This window comes from Accumulibacter sp., from assembly GCF_016789985.1.
Classification (GTDB): Bacteria; Pseudomonadota; Gammaproteobacteria; order Burkholderiales; family Rhodocyclaceae; genus Accumulibacter.
This window is the reverse complement of sequence record NZ_JAEUOL010000052.1, coordinates 1-16,035: the sequence shown is the minus strand read 5'-3', so window position 1 is coordinate 16,035 and position 16,035 is coordinate 1. Positions and strand designations below refer to the sequence as shown.

15 protein-coding genes are annotated in these 16,035 nt (G+C 61.4%); all 15 read right to left on the bottom strand.

Annotated elements, in window-relative coordinates; all coding sequences use genetic code 11:
* Nucleotides 1-206 precede the first annotated feature (206 nt).
* Nucleotides 207-1,259 carry a GNAT family N-acetyltransferase gene (locus JNK99_RS02985; protein WP_291848400.1) on the bottom strand — a complete coding sequence of 351 codons (1,053 nt, stop codon included), beginning with the start codon at nt 1,257-1,259 and terminating at the stop codon, nt 207-209.
* Nucleotides 1,260-1,289: 30 nt separating this feature from the next.
* The gene (locus JNK99_RS02980) at nt 1,290-2,753 is read right to left on the bottom strand and encodes a lipopolysaccharide biosynthesis protein (protein WP_291848397.1); all 1,464 of its coding nucleotides are present in this window, start codon (nt 2,751-2,753) and stop codon (nt 1,290-1,292) included.
* 218 nt (nt 2,754-2,971) lie between these two features.
* Entirely contained in the window at nt 2,972-4,423 is a 1,452-nt protein-coding gene (locus JNK99_RS02975) for a lipopolysaccharide biosynthesis protein (protein ID WP_291848395.1), read from the bottom strand.
* A 49-nt stretch (nt 4,424-4,472) separates the two neighbouring features.
* On the bottom strand, nt 4,473-5,252 hold the full coding sequence (locus JNK99_RS02970; protein ID WP_291848391.1) for a tetratricopeptide repeat protein: 780 nt from the start codon (nt 5,250-5,252) through the stop codon (nt 4,473-4,475).
* A 201-nt stretch (nt 5,253-5,453) separates the two neighbouring features.
* Nucleotides 5,454-6,578, bottom strand: coding sequence for a dTDP-4-amino-4,6-dideoxygalactose transaminase (gene rffA / locus JNK99_RS02965; protein ID WP_291848389.1), 1,125 nt, complete (start codon nt 6,576-6,578; stop codon nt 5,454-5,456).
* Between the two features lie 88 nt (nt 6,579-6,666).
* Complete coding sequence (locus tag JNK99_RS02960; protein WP_291848386.1) at nt 6,667-7,047, bottom strand: EamA family transporter; 381 nt, start codon at nt 7,045-7,047, stop codon at nt 6,667-6,669.
* Nucleotides 7,048-7,123: 76 nt separating this feature from the next.
* Entirely contained in the window at nt 7,124-8,773 is a 1,650-nt protein-coding gene (locus JNK99_RS02955; protein WP_291848383.1) for a glycosyltransferase family 39 protein, read from the bottom strand.
* A complete protein-coding gene (locus JNK99_RS02950) occupies nt 8,770-9,564 on the bottom strand; it encodes an amidohydrolase family protein (protein ID WP_291848380.1) in 795 nt (264 codons plus the stop codon). The genes JNK99_RS02955 and JNK99_RS02950 overlap by 4 nt, the downstream gene beginning before the upstream one ends.
* A gap of 20 nt (nt 9,565-9,584) precedes the next feature.
* Nucleotides 9,585-10,802, bottom strand: a complete 1,218-nt coding sequence (locus JNK99_RS02945) for an ATP-grasp domain-containing protein (protein ID WP_291848378.1) — start codon at nt 10,800-10,802, stop codon at nt 9,585-9,587.
* On the bottom strand, nt 10,799-11,545 hold the full coding sequence (locus JNK99_RS02940) for a WbqC family protein (protein WP_291848376.1): 747 nt from the start codon (nt 11,543-11,545) through the stop codon (nt 10,799-10,801). The genes JNK99_RS02945 and JNK99_RS02940 overlap by 4 nt, the downstream gene beginning before the upstream one ends.
* The gene (locus tag JNK99_RS02935; protein ID WP_291848373.1) at nt 11,542-12,108 is read right to left on the bottom strand and encodes a hypothetical protein; all 567 of its coding nucleotides are present in this window, start codon (nt 12,106-12,108) and stop codon (nt 11,542-11,544) included. Before JNK99_RS02935 ends, JNK99_RS02940 begins: the two co-directional genes overlap by 4 nt.
* A gap of 52 nt (nt 12,109-12,160) precedes the next feature.
* Nucleotides 12,161-13,189 carry a glycosyltransferase family 2 protein gene (locus tag JNK99_RS02930; protein WP_291848370.1) on the bottom strand — a complete coding sequence of 343 codons (1,029 nt, stop codon included), beginning with the start codon at nt 13,187-13,189 and terminating at the stop codon, nt 12,161-12,163.
* Nucleotides 13,190-13,531: 342 nt separating this feature from the next.
* Nucleotides 13,532-14,092, bottom strand: a complete 561-nt coding sequence (locus tag JNK99_RS02925; RefSeq protein WP_291848368.1) for a hypothetical protein — start codon at nt 14,090-14,092, stop codon at nt 13,532-13,534.
* A 76-nt stretch (nt 14,093-14,168) separates the two neighbouring features.
* Complete coding sequence (locus JNK99_RS02920) at nt 14,169-14,588, bottom strand: ProQ/FinO family protein (protein WP_291848365.1); 420 nt, start codon at nt 14,586-14,588, stop codon at nt 14,169-14,171.
* 126 nt (nt 14,589-14,714) lie between these two features.
* On the bottom strand, nt 14,715-16,035 hold a 1,321-nt coding region (locus tag JNK99_RS02915), incomplete at its 5' end, for an SDR family oxidoreductase (protein ID WP_291848362.1).

Genomic DNA, 16,035 nt, shown 5'->3' with positions numbered 1-16,035 from the left:
TCTTCAGCGCCACCTGCGCCTTGAATGCCGGCGTGTGCTTCCGCCTCGTCCTTCTCGTCATGCTCTCGCTCCTGTTGGGGCTGCTTCCGCAGCCGTCCAATGGGCAAGACTACCACCTATCCTGCTGTCCGAAATTCCGGCACCACCTCTGTCCTTGGGGTCGGCCTGTCTGGAGCCTGGAATACGAGGAGTCCGCCGGGTGCCCGTCAGGTGCCTGGGGGAAAGCACGATCTGATCATGTTGCGCGTCATTCTGGTTACCCGATCCCGCTTCACCAGGACGCGCTCGACATGTGCGAGACGTGCGCCGAAGCCTTCCTTGAAGCGAGCCAGACCCTCGTTGCCCGCGCGAGCCAGGCCAAGGTTGATGGCGTGCAGGCCGTCGCTCTGCAAGCGGGAGAGTATCTCCGACATCAGGTAGTGTGAACTGCCCAGCGCCATGCCGCGGGAGGATGAGCCGCCGTCGTAGTAGTAGGCGCTCCCGCCGAGCTGGAAGACAAAGTCGGAAGACAGTGCCTCGCCATCCAGGGTGGCCTGGAACAGTCTGCCGCATCCGTCCGCCAGCATCTTGCGAACTCGCTCTGCAGAGGCGCGTTGTGTGACGTCTTCGCCCCTTCCGGCTCGGCGGTCGATCGACGCGCCAGTTAGCTCGAAGTGGGCTTCAAGTGCCGATGCAGTGGTTGATACGTCGATCCGGACCCCTGCCTTCGCTGCGCGGGCAATGTTGCGTTTGGTGTTTTTCGACAGGTTGCTGGCTTGTCCCTCGTCCGCGAGATCGACCACATAGAGCCGCTCCCCGATATAACGGACTATTTCGCCATCAACGGCAGGGACATGCGATGTCGGCTCACCTGTGACCGTTTCGACCAGAATGGACGTCGCCGCCAGATTTTCGGCGAGTTGCTCCAGCACGGTCCAGCAGTCCTCCTGCAACGGAAGTTTGCCCAATGCCGTTACGGTCAGCTCGGAGCGCAGGCGCCCGCGTTGCAGGGTTGCGAAGACGTAGTCCGGAGTTTCATCCGGCGCGCGCACGGCGACCAGCCACGTGGGGTTGCCCACCAGGACCGAGCGCGCCTGGAACGCCGAATGGACCAGTGCCCGATGCACGCCAGGCTCATTCATGACGGTCAGTCGCTTGCGGTCCAGCAGGTACAGATCGGCGAAAAGTCGGCGTGCAATACGCACGCGGCGCACCAGCGGCAAGCCATTCAGAGTTTCTTGCGCCATCCGTAGTTCAAGCATTTTACTGACCTGTTCCATCGAAGCACTTCGTAGGTACCGGTATGAGATCTAGCTGCCCTGCCAGCGGACCGGCAGCCGCTGCCGAGCGGCACGACCGACTGAAACGCACTCGATCCAGATCGGATGCCGGGTTTGCCAGACGGCCAGCAGCCAGCCCCCTGCACAGAACAGACCACCGAGCAGTCCAAGCCAGGCGAAGTTCTCCTCGGTCGGCGGTACCAGCCAGGTCAACAGTGCCACCGGCAGGTTGACCAGGAAAGCGATTCTGAGGCTTGGCAGGACTGCCGCAGCCAGTTCACGCGTGGTCAAGGATATTGACCGGGCGAGACGCCGATGCGAGAGGACAGCCCCGCCGGCCATGCCGAATACCACGCCCCAGCAGGCGCCGACCAGGCCGAACGGCACCACGGCGAGCAAGCCAATGATGCGCAACCCCTGTATGCCGAGTTGCAGGTGGCTGCTTTCCTTGACCTGGCCGCGCGCGATGAGCGCTTCCTTGCCCAGGTGGTAGGGCATCCAAAGCACCATCGCGACGCAGAGTATCTGTGCAAGCTCCACCGATTCCATCCACTGCACGCCGTACACAATGCGAACCGCGGGAAACGCCATCAGGCCCATGAAGAAGATGATTGGCCAACTCACGACGGTAAGGTAGGCCGTGCCCAGCAGGTAGGCGGCCAACAATCCGCCGCTTTCGCGTTCCCGCTTCGAGAATATGGGCAACACGATTGGCCACACGGCGTTCAAAACCAATTTGTCGAACAGTTCGAGCAAGCCGTTGGCTCGGCTGTAGTAGGCCACCGGAGCGATGCCTGCGGCACGGCCAATGATCATCTCGGGTGCGCCCTTGCCCATCTGCTCGAAGAGATAGATCGCGCTGGCGTGCCTGCCGAATCGGAAGGCCTCACGCGTGCCGCGAATACCGGGCCAGAACGGCAGGGTCGAGGGGCGAAACCAGAGAGAAACCGCGACCGTTGCCACCGTGCCGGCCAGACCCGACCAGGCCAGGCTCATATGCCCGAAGCCCTGCCACGCCAGGATTACCGCCACCACCAGGGACGCGACATTGGCCAGCGTCGTGCTGATCAGGATGGGGCGCAGGTTCAGTTCGCGTCTGAAGTATGCCATGGTGATGGCGCCGAACGGAATGATCGCAAAACTTGCCGCTTGCACGTACATTACGGCGGCGACCTCTTCGGTGCGAAAGAACTGCGCGACCGTTTGTGCACCGATGGTCAGCAGCATCCCCAGTGACCACGAAACGAGGATATTGACGGTCAACGCGGCACGGATCGTCTGCGTGTCGAGTTCGCGCTGCTGAATCAGGTACTCGGTGACGCCGAAATTACGGAAGGCTCCTGCCAACGCGGTGAATACTGCGGCAACGGCAAAGGTGCCAATCTGCTCCGGGGTGAGCAAGCGCGCCAACACCGCCGTACTGAGCAACTGCAGGGCCATCGTCACGTAGCTGGCAGCGGCTGAATAAGCCAGGGAGACTCGAACGTTGGTCACTGATCAGGGCTCGCAGCAGGGATGGTGGGGCGGGCCAGTGCTGCAACCCATGCGTTTGTACCGACACTCAAGGACCGCATGCGAAGACGTCCAATAGCGGGCGCCGGAGTATAGGTAGGCCTCTCGGGCGCTGTCAATCGCCGATTTGCGGCGGCGGGGGCGGCTTTTCCGTGGTACTCGATCATTGCAGGATCAGGATTCTTCGCATGTTTGCTTGCTCAGGCATCTCGCGAACGACTCTTCAGTTTGCCCAGAAGCAGCACCACTTCATCCCAGCAGGGATGTCTGCAGGCCTTGAGTGAGCCCAGCCAGACGACTGACGCGGCGAGGCTGCAACTGACAAGAACGAGGACGTAGTTTGCCTCCGATTGCCCGACGAAGAGGATGACCAGAAGACTTGGCAAGCCCGAAAGCGCGCCAACACCCGCACTCGGCAGACAACTCCGCAGGACGTCGCTGAAGCGAAGTGCGATGACCTGTCGGAGGAAGCGGTGCGCGATGGCGGCCCCGCCCAGTGCAGCCATCGCCAGGCCCCAGCAGGCGCCTGTCAGGCCGAACGGGATGACCAGCACCAGGCTGGCAATGCGCAGGCCCTGCACGACGAACTGCAGTCGGTTGCTCTGATCGATCCGGCCTGCGGCGATCATCACCTCGGTTGCCAGCCAGTAGGGCAGTTCGAGAATGGCGACCAGGCAAAGGATCTGCGCCAGCGGCACGGCGGGCATCCATTGTTCGCCATAGACCAGGCGAATGGCCGAATAGGCGATCAGACCGGTATGAATGAAAAACGGCCAGCCGATACCGGTGAGCAGCGTGGTCGCCTTGAGATAGCCGGCTGCCGCTTTCTGGCCGGCACGTGCCTCCTGTGCGAAATAGGGCAGGCAGACGGTCACCGCAGCGAACAATACGCTGCGGTTGAAGATCTCGAGCAGCCCGTTGGCACGACTGAAGAAAGCCACCGACGCCATATCGAGTACCCGGCCAATGACCGCTTCCGGTGCGCTCCTGCCGATCTGCCCAAAGAAATAGATGCCCGTGGCGTGCTTTCCGAAACGCGCCACCTCGCGCAGCCCGGAGAAGGATGGCCACCATGGGAAGTTGCTCGGACGCGCCAGGATGGAGTAGCTGACGGTGACCATGGCGCTGGCCAGTGAAGAGAAGGCCAGACCGACATAGCCAAACCCTGCCAGCGCCGTCGTGGTGGCGACGATGAAGCTGGTCACATTGGCCAGCAGGCCGGCCACGAAGATTGGCCGGTAATTCATCTCCCGCCTGAAATAGGCCATGGTGACGGCGCCAAACGGAATCAGCAGAAAGTTGATCGACTGAATCTGCATGACCTCGGCGACACCGGGTTGTCGATAGAAAACGGCCACCGGGGTGCTGGCAAAAAACAGCAGTGCCGCCATCAGCCATGAGACGATGATGTTGCCGCCCAGCGCAGCACGGATTTTCACGCTTGTCAGCTCCTTTTCCTGGATCAGGTATTCGGCGACACCGAAGTCGCGAAAGGTGCTGGCCAGGGCTGCGAGGGCCGCGGCAACCGAAAAAATCCCGATTTCGGTCGGGGTCAGCAGGCGTGAGATGATCAGTGTGCTGGCCAGTTGCAGCCCCACGCCAAGGTGGCTGTCGGTGAGGGCGAAAGCGAGTGAGCGGCGGACCGAAGTCAAGGCAACGCCTGCTGCAGCAAGCTACTCGGGGCACATGTGCCGGTCATTGTCAGCGGTCTGTCGTAGCGGCTGGCGGAGCGCCGACGGGCGTCGGATCGGCTTCGGGTTCTTCGATGATCGGTGGAATGCTGCTGTCGTCGACCGACTCTGCCGCCTGGATTGTCTTGACCTTGGGAACGATCTCCGCCGGATTGCCGCCCAACAGTCGGTACTGTTCCTGTAGCACCTTGGCCTTGGGACTGTACTCGAGGCCCGACTTGACTACCTGCTTTGCTTCGGCACGCTGCCCTGCCCGGATCAGGAACTCTGCCCAGTGCGAGTAGGCCGGCCAGTAGTCCGGCTTGAGTGCTCGCGCCTGGGCAAACGCCTTGTTCGCCTCCTGCGGCCGAGAACGCATCAGCTCCAGCTTGCCGATGTGGGTGTAAACCTCGGGTAGCAGGATGAAATCGCTCTTGGTATTCTTGATGACGAACCAGTCGTCGGCGACGGCGTCACCGAGATAGTGTTCCCTGAGATTGCGCGGCGTGTCGTGGCGCATGGCACGCTGCATTGATACGTGTGCCCAGCAATAGTGGTGCAAGGTCCGGAAACCGTCTCCCAGTATCGACTGCCAGTGCTTGGCCCCGGGGGAAAACTGCCCGGATGCCTGACTGTCCTCGAACCCGTCCTTGTAGATGCAGTAGGGAGGGCTCATTGCCGTTTCGCCCTGGGTGATGTTGGTCGGGCGGCCGATGGCGCTGTTGCTTATCCAGGCCAAGGACAGCGCGCAGACCAGAGATGGCAGCCTGCTCTCGGAACAGTAGCTCCAGAAATTTGTGTGGCTGTGCATGAGTGGATCTCCTATTCGTTGGTTGCAGGGTACGTCGTCCTGGCTGGCGCACGTCGTTGATTGGGCCGTGGCAGTTCGTGCCCGCTAGCGGTCCGGCTGGATGGCTTGCAAGGTGTGCCGGTGGTGTCCCCCGCAAGTCGGGCTCCAGCCGCACTCGCTGGCCGCGCGTGGGACGTCCGGTCGTGGTGTTTGAGCATCGGGTCAGGACAGGGCGATGATCGCCTCCTGGATGATTCTCGCCTGCTCGTCTTCCAGACCCAGCCAGAGGGGCATGCGAACCAGGCGCTCGGACAGGGAGTCGGTGTGGGTCATGTCGCCGCTGACTCTTCCGAACTTCCCGCCCATTGGTGCACTGTGCAGCGGGACGTAATGGAAGACCGTGCCGATGCCCCGTGTCTTGAGCTGGTCGATGAAGCGGCTGCGCTTGTCGAGGCTGGGCAGCAGGAGATAGTACATGTGGGCATTATGCGAGCAGTCGCGAGGAATCAACGGACGGCGGCAGCCGCCGTTTTCCTCGACGCTTCTGAACCACTGGTGGTAGGTCGACCAGATGCCCAGCCGACGCTTGTTGATCGCGTCGGCTTCTTCCATCTGCGCCCAGAGGAAGGCGGCAATGATCTCACCAGGCAGGTACGACGAGCCGATATCCACCCAGGTGTACTTGTCCACCTGGCCGCGAAAAAACTGGCTGCGATTCGTTCCCTTTTCACGGATGACCTCGGCCCGCGTCAACAAGCTCGTGTCGTTGATCAGCAGGGCGCCGCCTTCACCGGAGATGATGTTCTTGGTTTCGTGGAATGACAAGGCGGCCAGATGGCCGATGCTGCCAAGCGGCCGGCCCTTGTAGGTGGACATGATTCCCTGCGCGGCATCCTCGATGACCAGCAGGCCGTGCCGTCGAGCGATATCCATGATGCTGTCCATTTCGCAGGCGACCCCCGCGTAGTGCACCGGAACAATGGCTTTGGTGCGTGGCGTGATGGCTGCTTCGATCCTGTTTTCATCTATGTTCAACGTGTCGCCGCGCACGTCGACAAACACCGGGACCGCCCCTCTGAGCACGAAGGCGTTGGCCGTCGAGACGAAGGTGTAGGAGGGCATGATCACTTCGTCGCCCTCCCTGATATCGGCCAGGATGGCAGCCATTTCCAGCGCTGCGGTACATGAGTGGGTGAGCAGTGCCTTGCTGCAGCCAATACGGTTTTCCAGCCAGGTGCTGCAGTTTCGGGTGAACTGGCCATCACCGGCGAGGTGACCGGCGGCATGCGCCTGGGAGATGTACCAGAGCTCCTTGCCGGTCATGTAGGGCTTGTTGAAGGGGATCATGAGATGGGTCCAGGGAGAAAGTTTGATGGTCAGGCATCTGGCAGGAAGCGCAGCGGCCCTGAGGCAAGCTGTGAAGGGCGGCGAAAGCCTAGCGGGTCATGACGATCAGCCCGGCGACGACCATCAGCGTACCCAGTATGCGTTGCATCGAGAGTGGTTCGTTGAGAAACAGTACCGAAAACGCCATCACGATGACGAACGCCAGGCTCATGAAGGGATAGGCATAGGTCAGGTCAAGGCGAGTCATGGCTGCCATCCATGCCAAGGAGGCGAGGAAGGCGGAAGCCAGACCGGTCATGATCCAGGGGTTGAGAAACTGCAGAAGGAGGAATCCCAGTTTGCTGAGATTTCCCTCTGGCAGCGGACCCACATCGCTCATCTGCCACTTGAGCACCAGTTGTCCATATACGGTGAACACCAGTGTGAGTGCGATGTACACATGTCCAGGGATGTCAAAGCGGGGATGCATTCGTCAGTTTCCTCTTGTAGATGGTGATCGATCGATTGTTCCAGACCTCTGGTTGTCCATCCGGGTGTGCTGCGGCTCAGTCGGGATCCGTGGGCGGGCAGTCCGGCCCGATTCCGAATACGGTTGCCGGCCGAGGCTCGGCCAAGGCATCGAGCCGGGTTGACAGGTTGCGCCCGAGGTTGCCGGGCAGCAGCGCCGAGGCGGCAGCCAGCGCGGCCACAGCCCGTCCGCCGAGGCCCATCCCACGCGGCTCGAGGTCTCCCAGCCTGGTCCAGCATCTGGGCAGATGGTCCAGGCGGGAATAGGTGCCCTGCCTGCCCCAGTCTGCTGTCTGGCGATCGAAGATCGCATAGGCGATGTAAGGGCTGGCGTCCTGGCCCGGGCGGGCAGACGGGGTGTGCCCGGCGAGCCAGTTGATGTCCTCTATGCGTGGCACTTCAGCCGGTGAGTCGGCGAACAGCCGGGCGTAATTGCTCACCCTGGTAGCATTGGTCATGCCGAATACGTCACGGCCAGGATGCTCGCCGGCAAACGTCAGTGCCGCCTTGCTGTTGGCCACGAACGAATGAATCGCCTGCTGTTCCAGCGCGGTACCGAGGGTGCCCAGTGGGATGATGACCGCCAAGGCGAAGAGTATCGCCAGGCGGGGACTGAGACGCGACAGTGCATAGCCTGCGAGCAGGGCCAGCGGTGCCATGAACACGAGAGAATAGTTGACCTGCTTGGTGATGAACAACAGCGGTTTGAACGAGACGATGAACAGGCTGAAAGCAGCGACCAACCCCATGCCCCAGAGTGCCACGCGGGTCAGGCCGTCGTCCTGCCCCGGGTGCCGCAACCACAGCAGCAGTCCGGCCGCGGCCAGCGGGCCGAGGAACCATGTGTGCTTGATTTCCAGGAACAGGAGCCGCAGGTAGAAGGCAGGGTCCGTCGTCATGCTCTGCCCCTGGACGTAGTCGGCCACACCCGAGATGGTCAAGCGGTAGATTTTCCAGAAGTCGTTCTCCATGAACAGGAAAACCAGACCATTCAGCAGCACCATTGTCACGAAGCCGGCGGCCATGATCAGCCACTTGGGATGGAAGCGTCGTTCCCGGATGAGGTAGAGGGCGAACACCGGAATGAAGACCAGGGCGACTGAACTCTTGATCCACCAGACAAAGCCAGCCGCCAGGCCGGCGCCCAGGTAGTGGATCGGTTTGCCGCTCCGGTCGCCCGAGAAGAGGGCAAAGAAGCTCAAGCTGAGGAAGAATCCGAGCGGCGCATCAGCCATCAGGCGGCCGGCGTAGTGAGCGTGCAAGGGGGTGAAAGTCAGGACGAGGCTGGACAGTACGGCCGCTCGTTCGCCCCAGAAACGCCTGGCGAGCAGAAAGACGAGAGCAATCTCGCCCAGTGAACAGAACAGGGCCCACAGGTTGGCAACGAGTTCGGTTCTGCCCAACAGCCAGATCAGGAAGCCGACGGGCAGGCTGATCCCCAGTCGCACTGCGCCGATGTAGTCGGAGTGTTTCCACGATCCCTGAGCAATTGCCAGAGCCTGCTCGGTATACGTGACTTCATCCGAGCCAAAATAACCGGTGAAGAACGCCAGGCGGAGGAGCAGGGCGGCAGCGAGAATCGCTGGCAGGAGCCACCAGCCCGAGGTCATTCGACGTGCGTCCTGTGTGGTGACCCGCGGGCTGTCGGATTTGACCACGCTGGCTGCGCCCGGCATTTGCTTGCTCATCGGGCCGCAACTTGGTAGCCGGCAAACAGCCGTTCCAGATTCCGGTACATAATGTTCTCGATGCGGTGCGCTTCGATCCCCTGGCTCAATAGCTGGAAGCGCTCGACGATCCTGGCCGGGGGATACTCCGGGAAATCCGAGCCGATGGTGATCAGTTGATCGGTGGTCGAGAACAGATAGCGCATGTCGTCGTCCAGGCGGCTGCCGGCGTAGCGCATGAGGGTAAAGGAGAAGTCGAGCAGCAGATTCGGGTTGGCACGCACGATCTCGAACAGGTCGAGCATCGAGGGGCCGGCGGCGTGCAGCAGCAGGATGCGCGTGTCGGGACAGGCGTTGGCGATGTGGTCGATGGTGTCCGGGGCATTGGTAGTCGCCAGGCCGCGGCGCCTGAAGAGAGTGTCGAGCAGGATGACCAGCCCATGTTCGGCCGCCGCATCGAAGACCGCGATGCATTTCGGGTCGAGCGGGTCGTAGCCGTTCATGCGTGGATGCAGTTTGATGCCCGCAAACCCCTGTGCGGCCACCTCTGCCACCACGGCCTCGACGCGCCGCAAGGTGGGCAAGGAGCGTGGATTGATGCCGGCGATGGGGATGAAGCGCTCGGGGTGAGCACGTGCCGATTCGATGACGATCTCGTTGTCCACGTAGTCCGCGATGGCCACCAGGCAGGCCCGATAGACGCCCCCTTCGTCCATGTCCTGGAGCAGTCTGGCGAGGGATGCGTCGTAACGTCGCTCGCCGCACCAACTGCCATCGCGGGTGACATGCGTCAGCGAATCAAAAAGCTTCATGCACTTTTCCTTTCAGTCAATCAAGTGATCGGGAGGTAGCTACCCGGGCCAGTCATGCGGACCCGAAGCAGGGACTTGGCACGCAACGCGCTGTCGATCGCCTGTGCTGCCGTATCAGCCAAGCTGACGACATAGCCCGGGCGGCGATCCTTGTGCTCGAGTGGGCCGACCTCATCCCCGATCTGCAGGTTGAAGTGGATCGCCACAACACCGGGCACGGCAGCCGCCGCGTCGACGCCCACGATCTCGGCAATTCTGCCCGGCGGCATGCTGAGGAACTCTATATTGGCTGCTTTTGGCACGGGCAGTGGGTCGATGCCGACTGCTTCGCCGAGGGCCTGCTGGATCATTGCCCGGTTTACATTGACTCCCGAAACATGCGGCACGACGTGTGTATAGATCATCACTCCGCCACCGCGGGCGGCGACGTCGATTGGCACGACGTCCTGCCCGCGGACCATGAACTCGCCGTGAAAGACGCCATCGCGCAAGCCGAGTGCCGAAAGAGTACGGCAGGTGGCTGCCCGGATGAGTTTGAATTCCGCCGCAGGCAGCGCGCCGGGATAGTGAATGCGTGACGAGACAGTGACCGTGTCCGGAAACGGGACCTTGTGCGCGATGCCGAGGATGCGTGGCCGGCCGGCCACGACGAACCCGTCCACAATGATCTCTTTCCCTTCGATGCAGCCTTCGATCAGCACCTTTCCGCTGCGCGAACAGCTTCTCGCCAGCTGGTAGGCTGCCTTCAGTCCGTCGCCATTCAAGAGTCGGCTGACGCCTCGCCCCGATTGGTTGTCTACCGGCTTGACAATCAGCGGGTAGGCGACGAATGCTGCGCACTCCGTCAAGCCAGACTCCGAATCGAGCAGCCGGTAGCGAGGAACGACCATTCCGGCGCGATCGGTCAACGCGCGCATGCGCCCCTTGTTGGTGAAATTGAGTGCCGTTTCGTAGCCGATGCCTGGCAGTCCGAGCTGTTCGGCGACATGGGCCGCGGTCGCCACACCGATGTCGGTGGTGTCGCAGACGATGTCGTCGATCCGGTAGCGGCTTGCCAGTTGCAGGGTCCCATCGATATCCGTGATATCCACCACCTGATGGTGATCGGCAAGGGCATAGCACGGCCGGTCGGCATAGACATCGCTGACCAGCACGCGGTGCCCCAAGGCCTTGGCCAGTCGTACGGTGGGCAACTGCCAGGGGCCACCACCGAGAACATGGAGCAGCTTGCTTCTCATCGCAAGGCTTTCGCCATGCCGGCGGGATCCGGAGCTGGTCTCTGGCCGGCATCGCTACGCCAACCCCAGATGTACCAGGGAGCGTCCGGGCCGACGTTGAAAAGCAGGTCCAGGATCGACACGCCATGCTCGAAAGGGGGGTGGCGTTGGGGGTACTCGGGATAGGCCGAATAGTCCTTCCATACCAGCTCGACACCCAGCGTGGCGAAACGGTCCGGATCAATGTAATTCTTGGCTGCTGGCCCCGATACGTAACGACTGGCCCCGGAACTGCCGACCAGCTCCAGCAGCCGCTCGAGTTTGCGACCGCTGAGTGCATATTCACGGGAGTCACTGAACGCGGTTCTGATGCCGAGAAACTCGTGCGCAATCGAGCAGATCAGGTACTGATTGAGTTGCGAGAGATTGGTCCACTGGCGGCCCAGATACACGTCTTCGAGAAAAGGCGCGTAGCGTGCAAAGTGCGGGCACTTTCCGTAACATTGCTGGAGCGTCTTCCAGTGTTTCGTCTGCCATAGCGGATTCTTCATTTCCACCTCGCAGATCAGGCGGTTGGCATCCTCACCAACCGGGATGGTGATCCATTCCGCACCATGCTGGGTCTTGATACGGTTGCGGTTGCGCCAGTCGTTCTTGGTGTACTGGAGATCATCGTAGAAGATGAATCGATCGACGTCGTGAATGATGTCGAAGTAGCCCTTCCACGGCAGGTAGTTTGACTGCAGGATTGCAAGCGATCTCATTGCCGCCCGCCCGTGTATCTTTGCAGCATTGGTACGAAACTCCCGGCAGGAAGCTCGCAATGGTCCCTGATGGCGGCGCCTGCGCCAATGAAGCTATCGGCGCCTATTCTTGAGCAGCCGCAGACGATGGCGTTCGGGGAGACAAAGGTATTCTCGCCGATGATCGAGTCATGGTTGATACAGGCCCCCGGCCACACTACCCCCAGTTCGCCTATCGTGGCGCGGGTATCAACGATTGCGCCGGCCATCACCATGCTGCCTTGACCCAGGTGGGCTGTGTCGGCGACGTAGGCGCGCGGATGAACCAGCGCCGGCATGCGGTAACCGGCAGCGTGAATTCTCTGCCCTACCTTTCTCCTCGCCGGAAGGTTCGAATAACCGATGGCCACGGCAAATCCAAACTCCGACGGCGGGTACCTGCGGATGGCGGTGTCAAACGTTCCGACGATTCCGGGTCCAGTGGCGTAGTCGTCCACCAATCCAGCGGCCTGGTGGCCGCAGTCGTGGAGGAGGTCCGTGACGGTCTGGGCAAACTCTTTGGATCCGTAGATCAGCAGGTGCATGTTGATGCCTTTCGTGCCTGGGCGTGTGGCAGGGCGGGTGAATGAAGACTGGTCAGCTGTTGCCGGTCGACCCGTTTCTCGAGGTCTTCAGCGCGCCGCCGTGAATGGCCTTGACGATGTACGTCGGCCGGTTTTGGACTTGATTGAACACCTTGCCGAGATAGATGCCGACGAGGCCGATCGCCATGGTGAGGATGCCAAGGTTGAAGGCAATCAAACCCATCAGTGAGGTAAAACCGAGCAGCGCATCACCAAAGACCAGTTTTCTGATCACCAGGTAGAGGACGTAGGAAAAGCTGGTCAGGGTGATGAAGCCACCGATGTTGAACAACCAGAGCAAGGGCTGCGCCGAGAACGAACTAACGGCGTTGACCATCAGGTTGACTCGCTTGATCAGCGTGTAGCTGCTCTCTCCTGCTCGCTGTTTCTTGCTGACTGCCATGCCGATCTGATGGAAGCCGGTCCAGCTCATCATGCCGCCGAGGAACAGGTTGCGGTCCCCCAGTTGAAGAAGGGCTTCGACGAAACGCCGGGTCATGATGCGTTCGGTGACGATGTTCTCGGGGATCTTGGTTTCGCTGAGCAGGTTGAAACCCTTCCAGAACAGGCCGCCGCTGATCTGCTCGAACCAGCCTCCCTTGCGCGCTTCCTGATAACCAAAGACGATATCGCAGCCGGTTTCGCGAAGTTTCCCGTAGAAGGCTGGCAAACTCAGTGGAGAGACTTCGAGATCGCAATCGATCAGGAAGACGAGTTCCCCACGCGCGTGTTGCAGTCCGGCCTGCATGGCATGATGGTGGCCGAAATTGCGTGATAGGTCGATTACCACCAGTTGAGCGATGTCTTGTCGGCGTTCCAGGGCGTAGGTCAGCGAGTTGTCGGGAGAACCATCGTTGACCAGGATGATCTCGAAATCAACGATGTCGATCTGGTGCAAGGCAGCCAGGCAAGCAGCAAGGAACTCGTCAAGGAAGGGCTGCGAACGGTACATGGTCGAGACGATGCTGATCTGCGGCCGTTCTGGGACGATGATCTCGCTCACCGGCCCGATGGGCAGCAGTTTCGATGGCGCGGGAGTCATGGAAGGCTGTTCCCCTGTGGCATATATGGTTATTCAGTTGGTCGTGGGCGGTTTGTTGGCTGGAGCAGCGTGCTGCGCTCTGCTCATCCCGAGTGATGTCATGATACCTCGCGCCTCAGCGGAGTCTTGCCAACTAAATCACGTCGTTGGCGTATGGCCGAGGGTGTGGCGAGGGTGCTGGCAAGCCTGATTGGTCGGTCGGCGGCGCCGACCCCGTCGACAGACGGTGATTGAGCGCGGCCACGAGCTGCCCGCAGCGCAGCGGCGTTTTCCGGGGGCGCCCCATCGGATCTTGACGCGCGCTATGTGCGCCGGAAAGGTACCCGGCGGCATGTTCGCGGTTCAGGCGAAACCAGGCAACCAGCCGCTCTGCTGGCGACTGGGGAGGGGTTCGAGCGTGCCTTGAAACACGGCTTCGATGACCGGTGGCTCGCGCCAGCGCTCATCGAGGAAGGTGAGGCCGATCTCCTCGACCAGCGTCCCCTTCCAGTAGTGATTGGCAATTTCGTCGAGTGCCGACAGGTTGAGGCTGTGCGGCAGCCGAAGGTAGTCCAGCCAGCTCGAATCGTGGAACGAGCAGATGTAGGCGCCGCTGCTGCGTACGCAGACCAGAGTCTTGCCGAAGACACGCGCGGGATGCTTGGCGCGGAAGGTTTCAGCGTCGACCCGCGTCGCGAAGAGCAGTATGGCGTGCAGCCGACTTGGGAAATGGCGGTAGAGTCGTTGGCGGAAATGCTCCAGATGATATTCGGCAAAGTAGTTCTGCACCGTGGTGAACCGGTCTTCCGGTAGTGTCTGCCCGAAGGGATTGCCCAGCAGAATGTCCCAGCCCGGCAGTTCGGCGTCCTCGTCAAGCCAGGTGTACAGTTCGAGCGGCGAGTGGTCATTGAGTAGGTGGTCCATGCTTTTCTGCATCGCCAGACGAATGCGTGCACTGGCGAACCCTGCAAGTTCTCCGGTATGCGGCGGAATGCCTCGTTTAGCGGTTGCGGCCGAACTTCTCCACCAGTTGACCAAGTTTCTCGGCATGCTGGCGCGCCTGCGCCGCTGCTGCACGCTGCGCCTTGCGTTCGTCCGCCTGTTTTGTCAGCCTTTCCTTGACCAGCTCGGCCGAATGCTGGCGGTGCGCTTCCGGGATCTCGCCAGCCGGCTGGCCATCGAGATCGACTCGTAGCGTTGCCTTTTGCATCATTTTCAGGTAGCGCATCGAGCGGGTGTGCATCGCCAGGGCGATGCGCAGCGCCTTGCGATCCAGTTCCGGCAGGCGGCTCAGCAATTGCTTGTCGATGCCGATCGCCAGCGGCAGGCAGTCGCGGAAGACCGGAAACCTTGCCTGTAGTTCTTTCAGTAGCTGGTGCGGGTTGTGTTCCTGCGCGGGGCTTGTCGTGGGCGTTGTCATGATAGGTATTGCGGCAGAGTGGGCGTGGTTCGACGGGCGGCAGCGGTCAGTACGCGGCGGACGGGGCCAGTCCTCCGGAGCTGCTCGCGCCTGCCCGCCTGGTGGCCGGTTGTCACCGTGCTTCGGTCAGAAATGGATGCCGCGCATGATCTGCGAGAAAGCCACCTGATCTGCCGTCTGTGGTGCCGCCTCCTGCTGCTGCTTGTGGCTTGCCGCACTGGAATCGGGGAACATCCGGAAGGAAGTGTTCATGGTGATCTGTGCCACCTTGGGCATGACGGAATGCAGCAGTGCTCCGAAAATCCCCAATCGCGTGGCGATGCGCACCGGTTTGTGAATGATCGCTTCGACAACCATGTCGGCCGCTTCTTCCGGGGAAAGCGTCGGCACCTGGTCGTACAGCTTGGTGGGAGCGATCATCGGAGTTCTGACCAGTGGCATGTTGATCGTCGTGAACTCGATGCCCCGATCGGCAAACTCCGAGGCGGCGCAACGTGCCCAGGCATCCATTGCCGCTTTCGATGCGACGTAGGCGGAGAAACGCGGTGCGTTGGTCAGGACACCGATCGACGAGATATTGATCACCTGTCCCTTGCGTTTGGTGATCATGCCCGGCAGGAAGCCCATGGTCAGGCGCAGCGCGCCAAAGTAATTGACCTCCATGGTGCGCTCGAAGTCATGGAAACGGTCGAAGGAGTTTTCGATGCCGCGGCGAATCGAACGGCCGGCATTGTTGACCAGGATGTCGACTCCGCCGTGTTCTTCCGTCATGAACCTGACGAAGGATGCGCACTGTTCCGGCTCGGCGACGTCCACCACGTGGGTGATCAGACGCAGGCCGGCCGCCTCGAATTCCTGTCGCACTTCGTCGAGCGTCTTCGGGTCGCGGGCAATGGTGACGGCAATTGCACCGGCTTCGGCCATCTTGCGAATGGTTGCCTTGCCGATACCCGACGAGCCACCGGTGACCAGCACGACCTTTCCTTCGACCTGGCCGCGTAGCGTACGATCGACGAACAGGTCGGGGTCGAGGTGACGCTCCCAGTAGTCCCACAGCCGCCAGGCGTAGCTGTCGAGCGGTGGTACGGCAATGCCGCTGCCTTTGAGCGCCCTTTGCGTTTCGCGACAATCGAAACGGGTCGGGTAATTGACGAACTCGAGGATGTCGTCCGGCAGGCCGAGATCCTTCATCACCGCAGTACGGATACGGCGTACCGGGGTCAGCGCGAACATGGCCTTGCGCACCGTGCGGGGGATGAAACCGAGCAGGGCGGCGTTGATGCGCATCGCCATTTCCGGCGCGTGTGCGGCGCGGGCAAAGGTGTTGAGCAGGTCGCCGACGCGCATCGGCGTCGGGTCGGTCAGATGGAAGCATTGACCGTCCTCGTTCGCCAGATGGGCGATGTGGTCCATGGCTGCGACGACGAAATCGACCGGGACGACATTG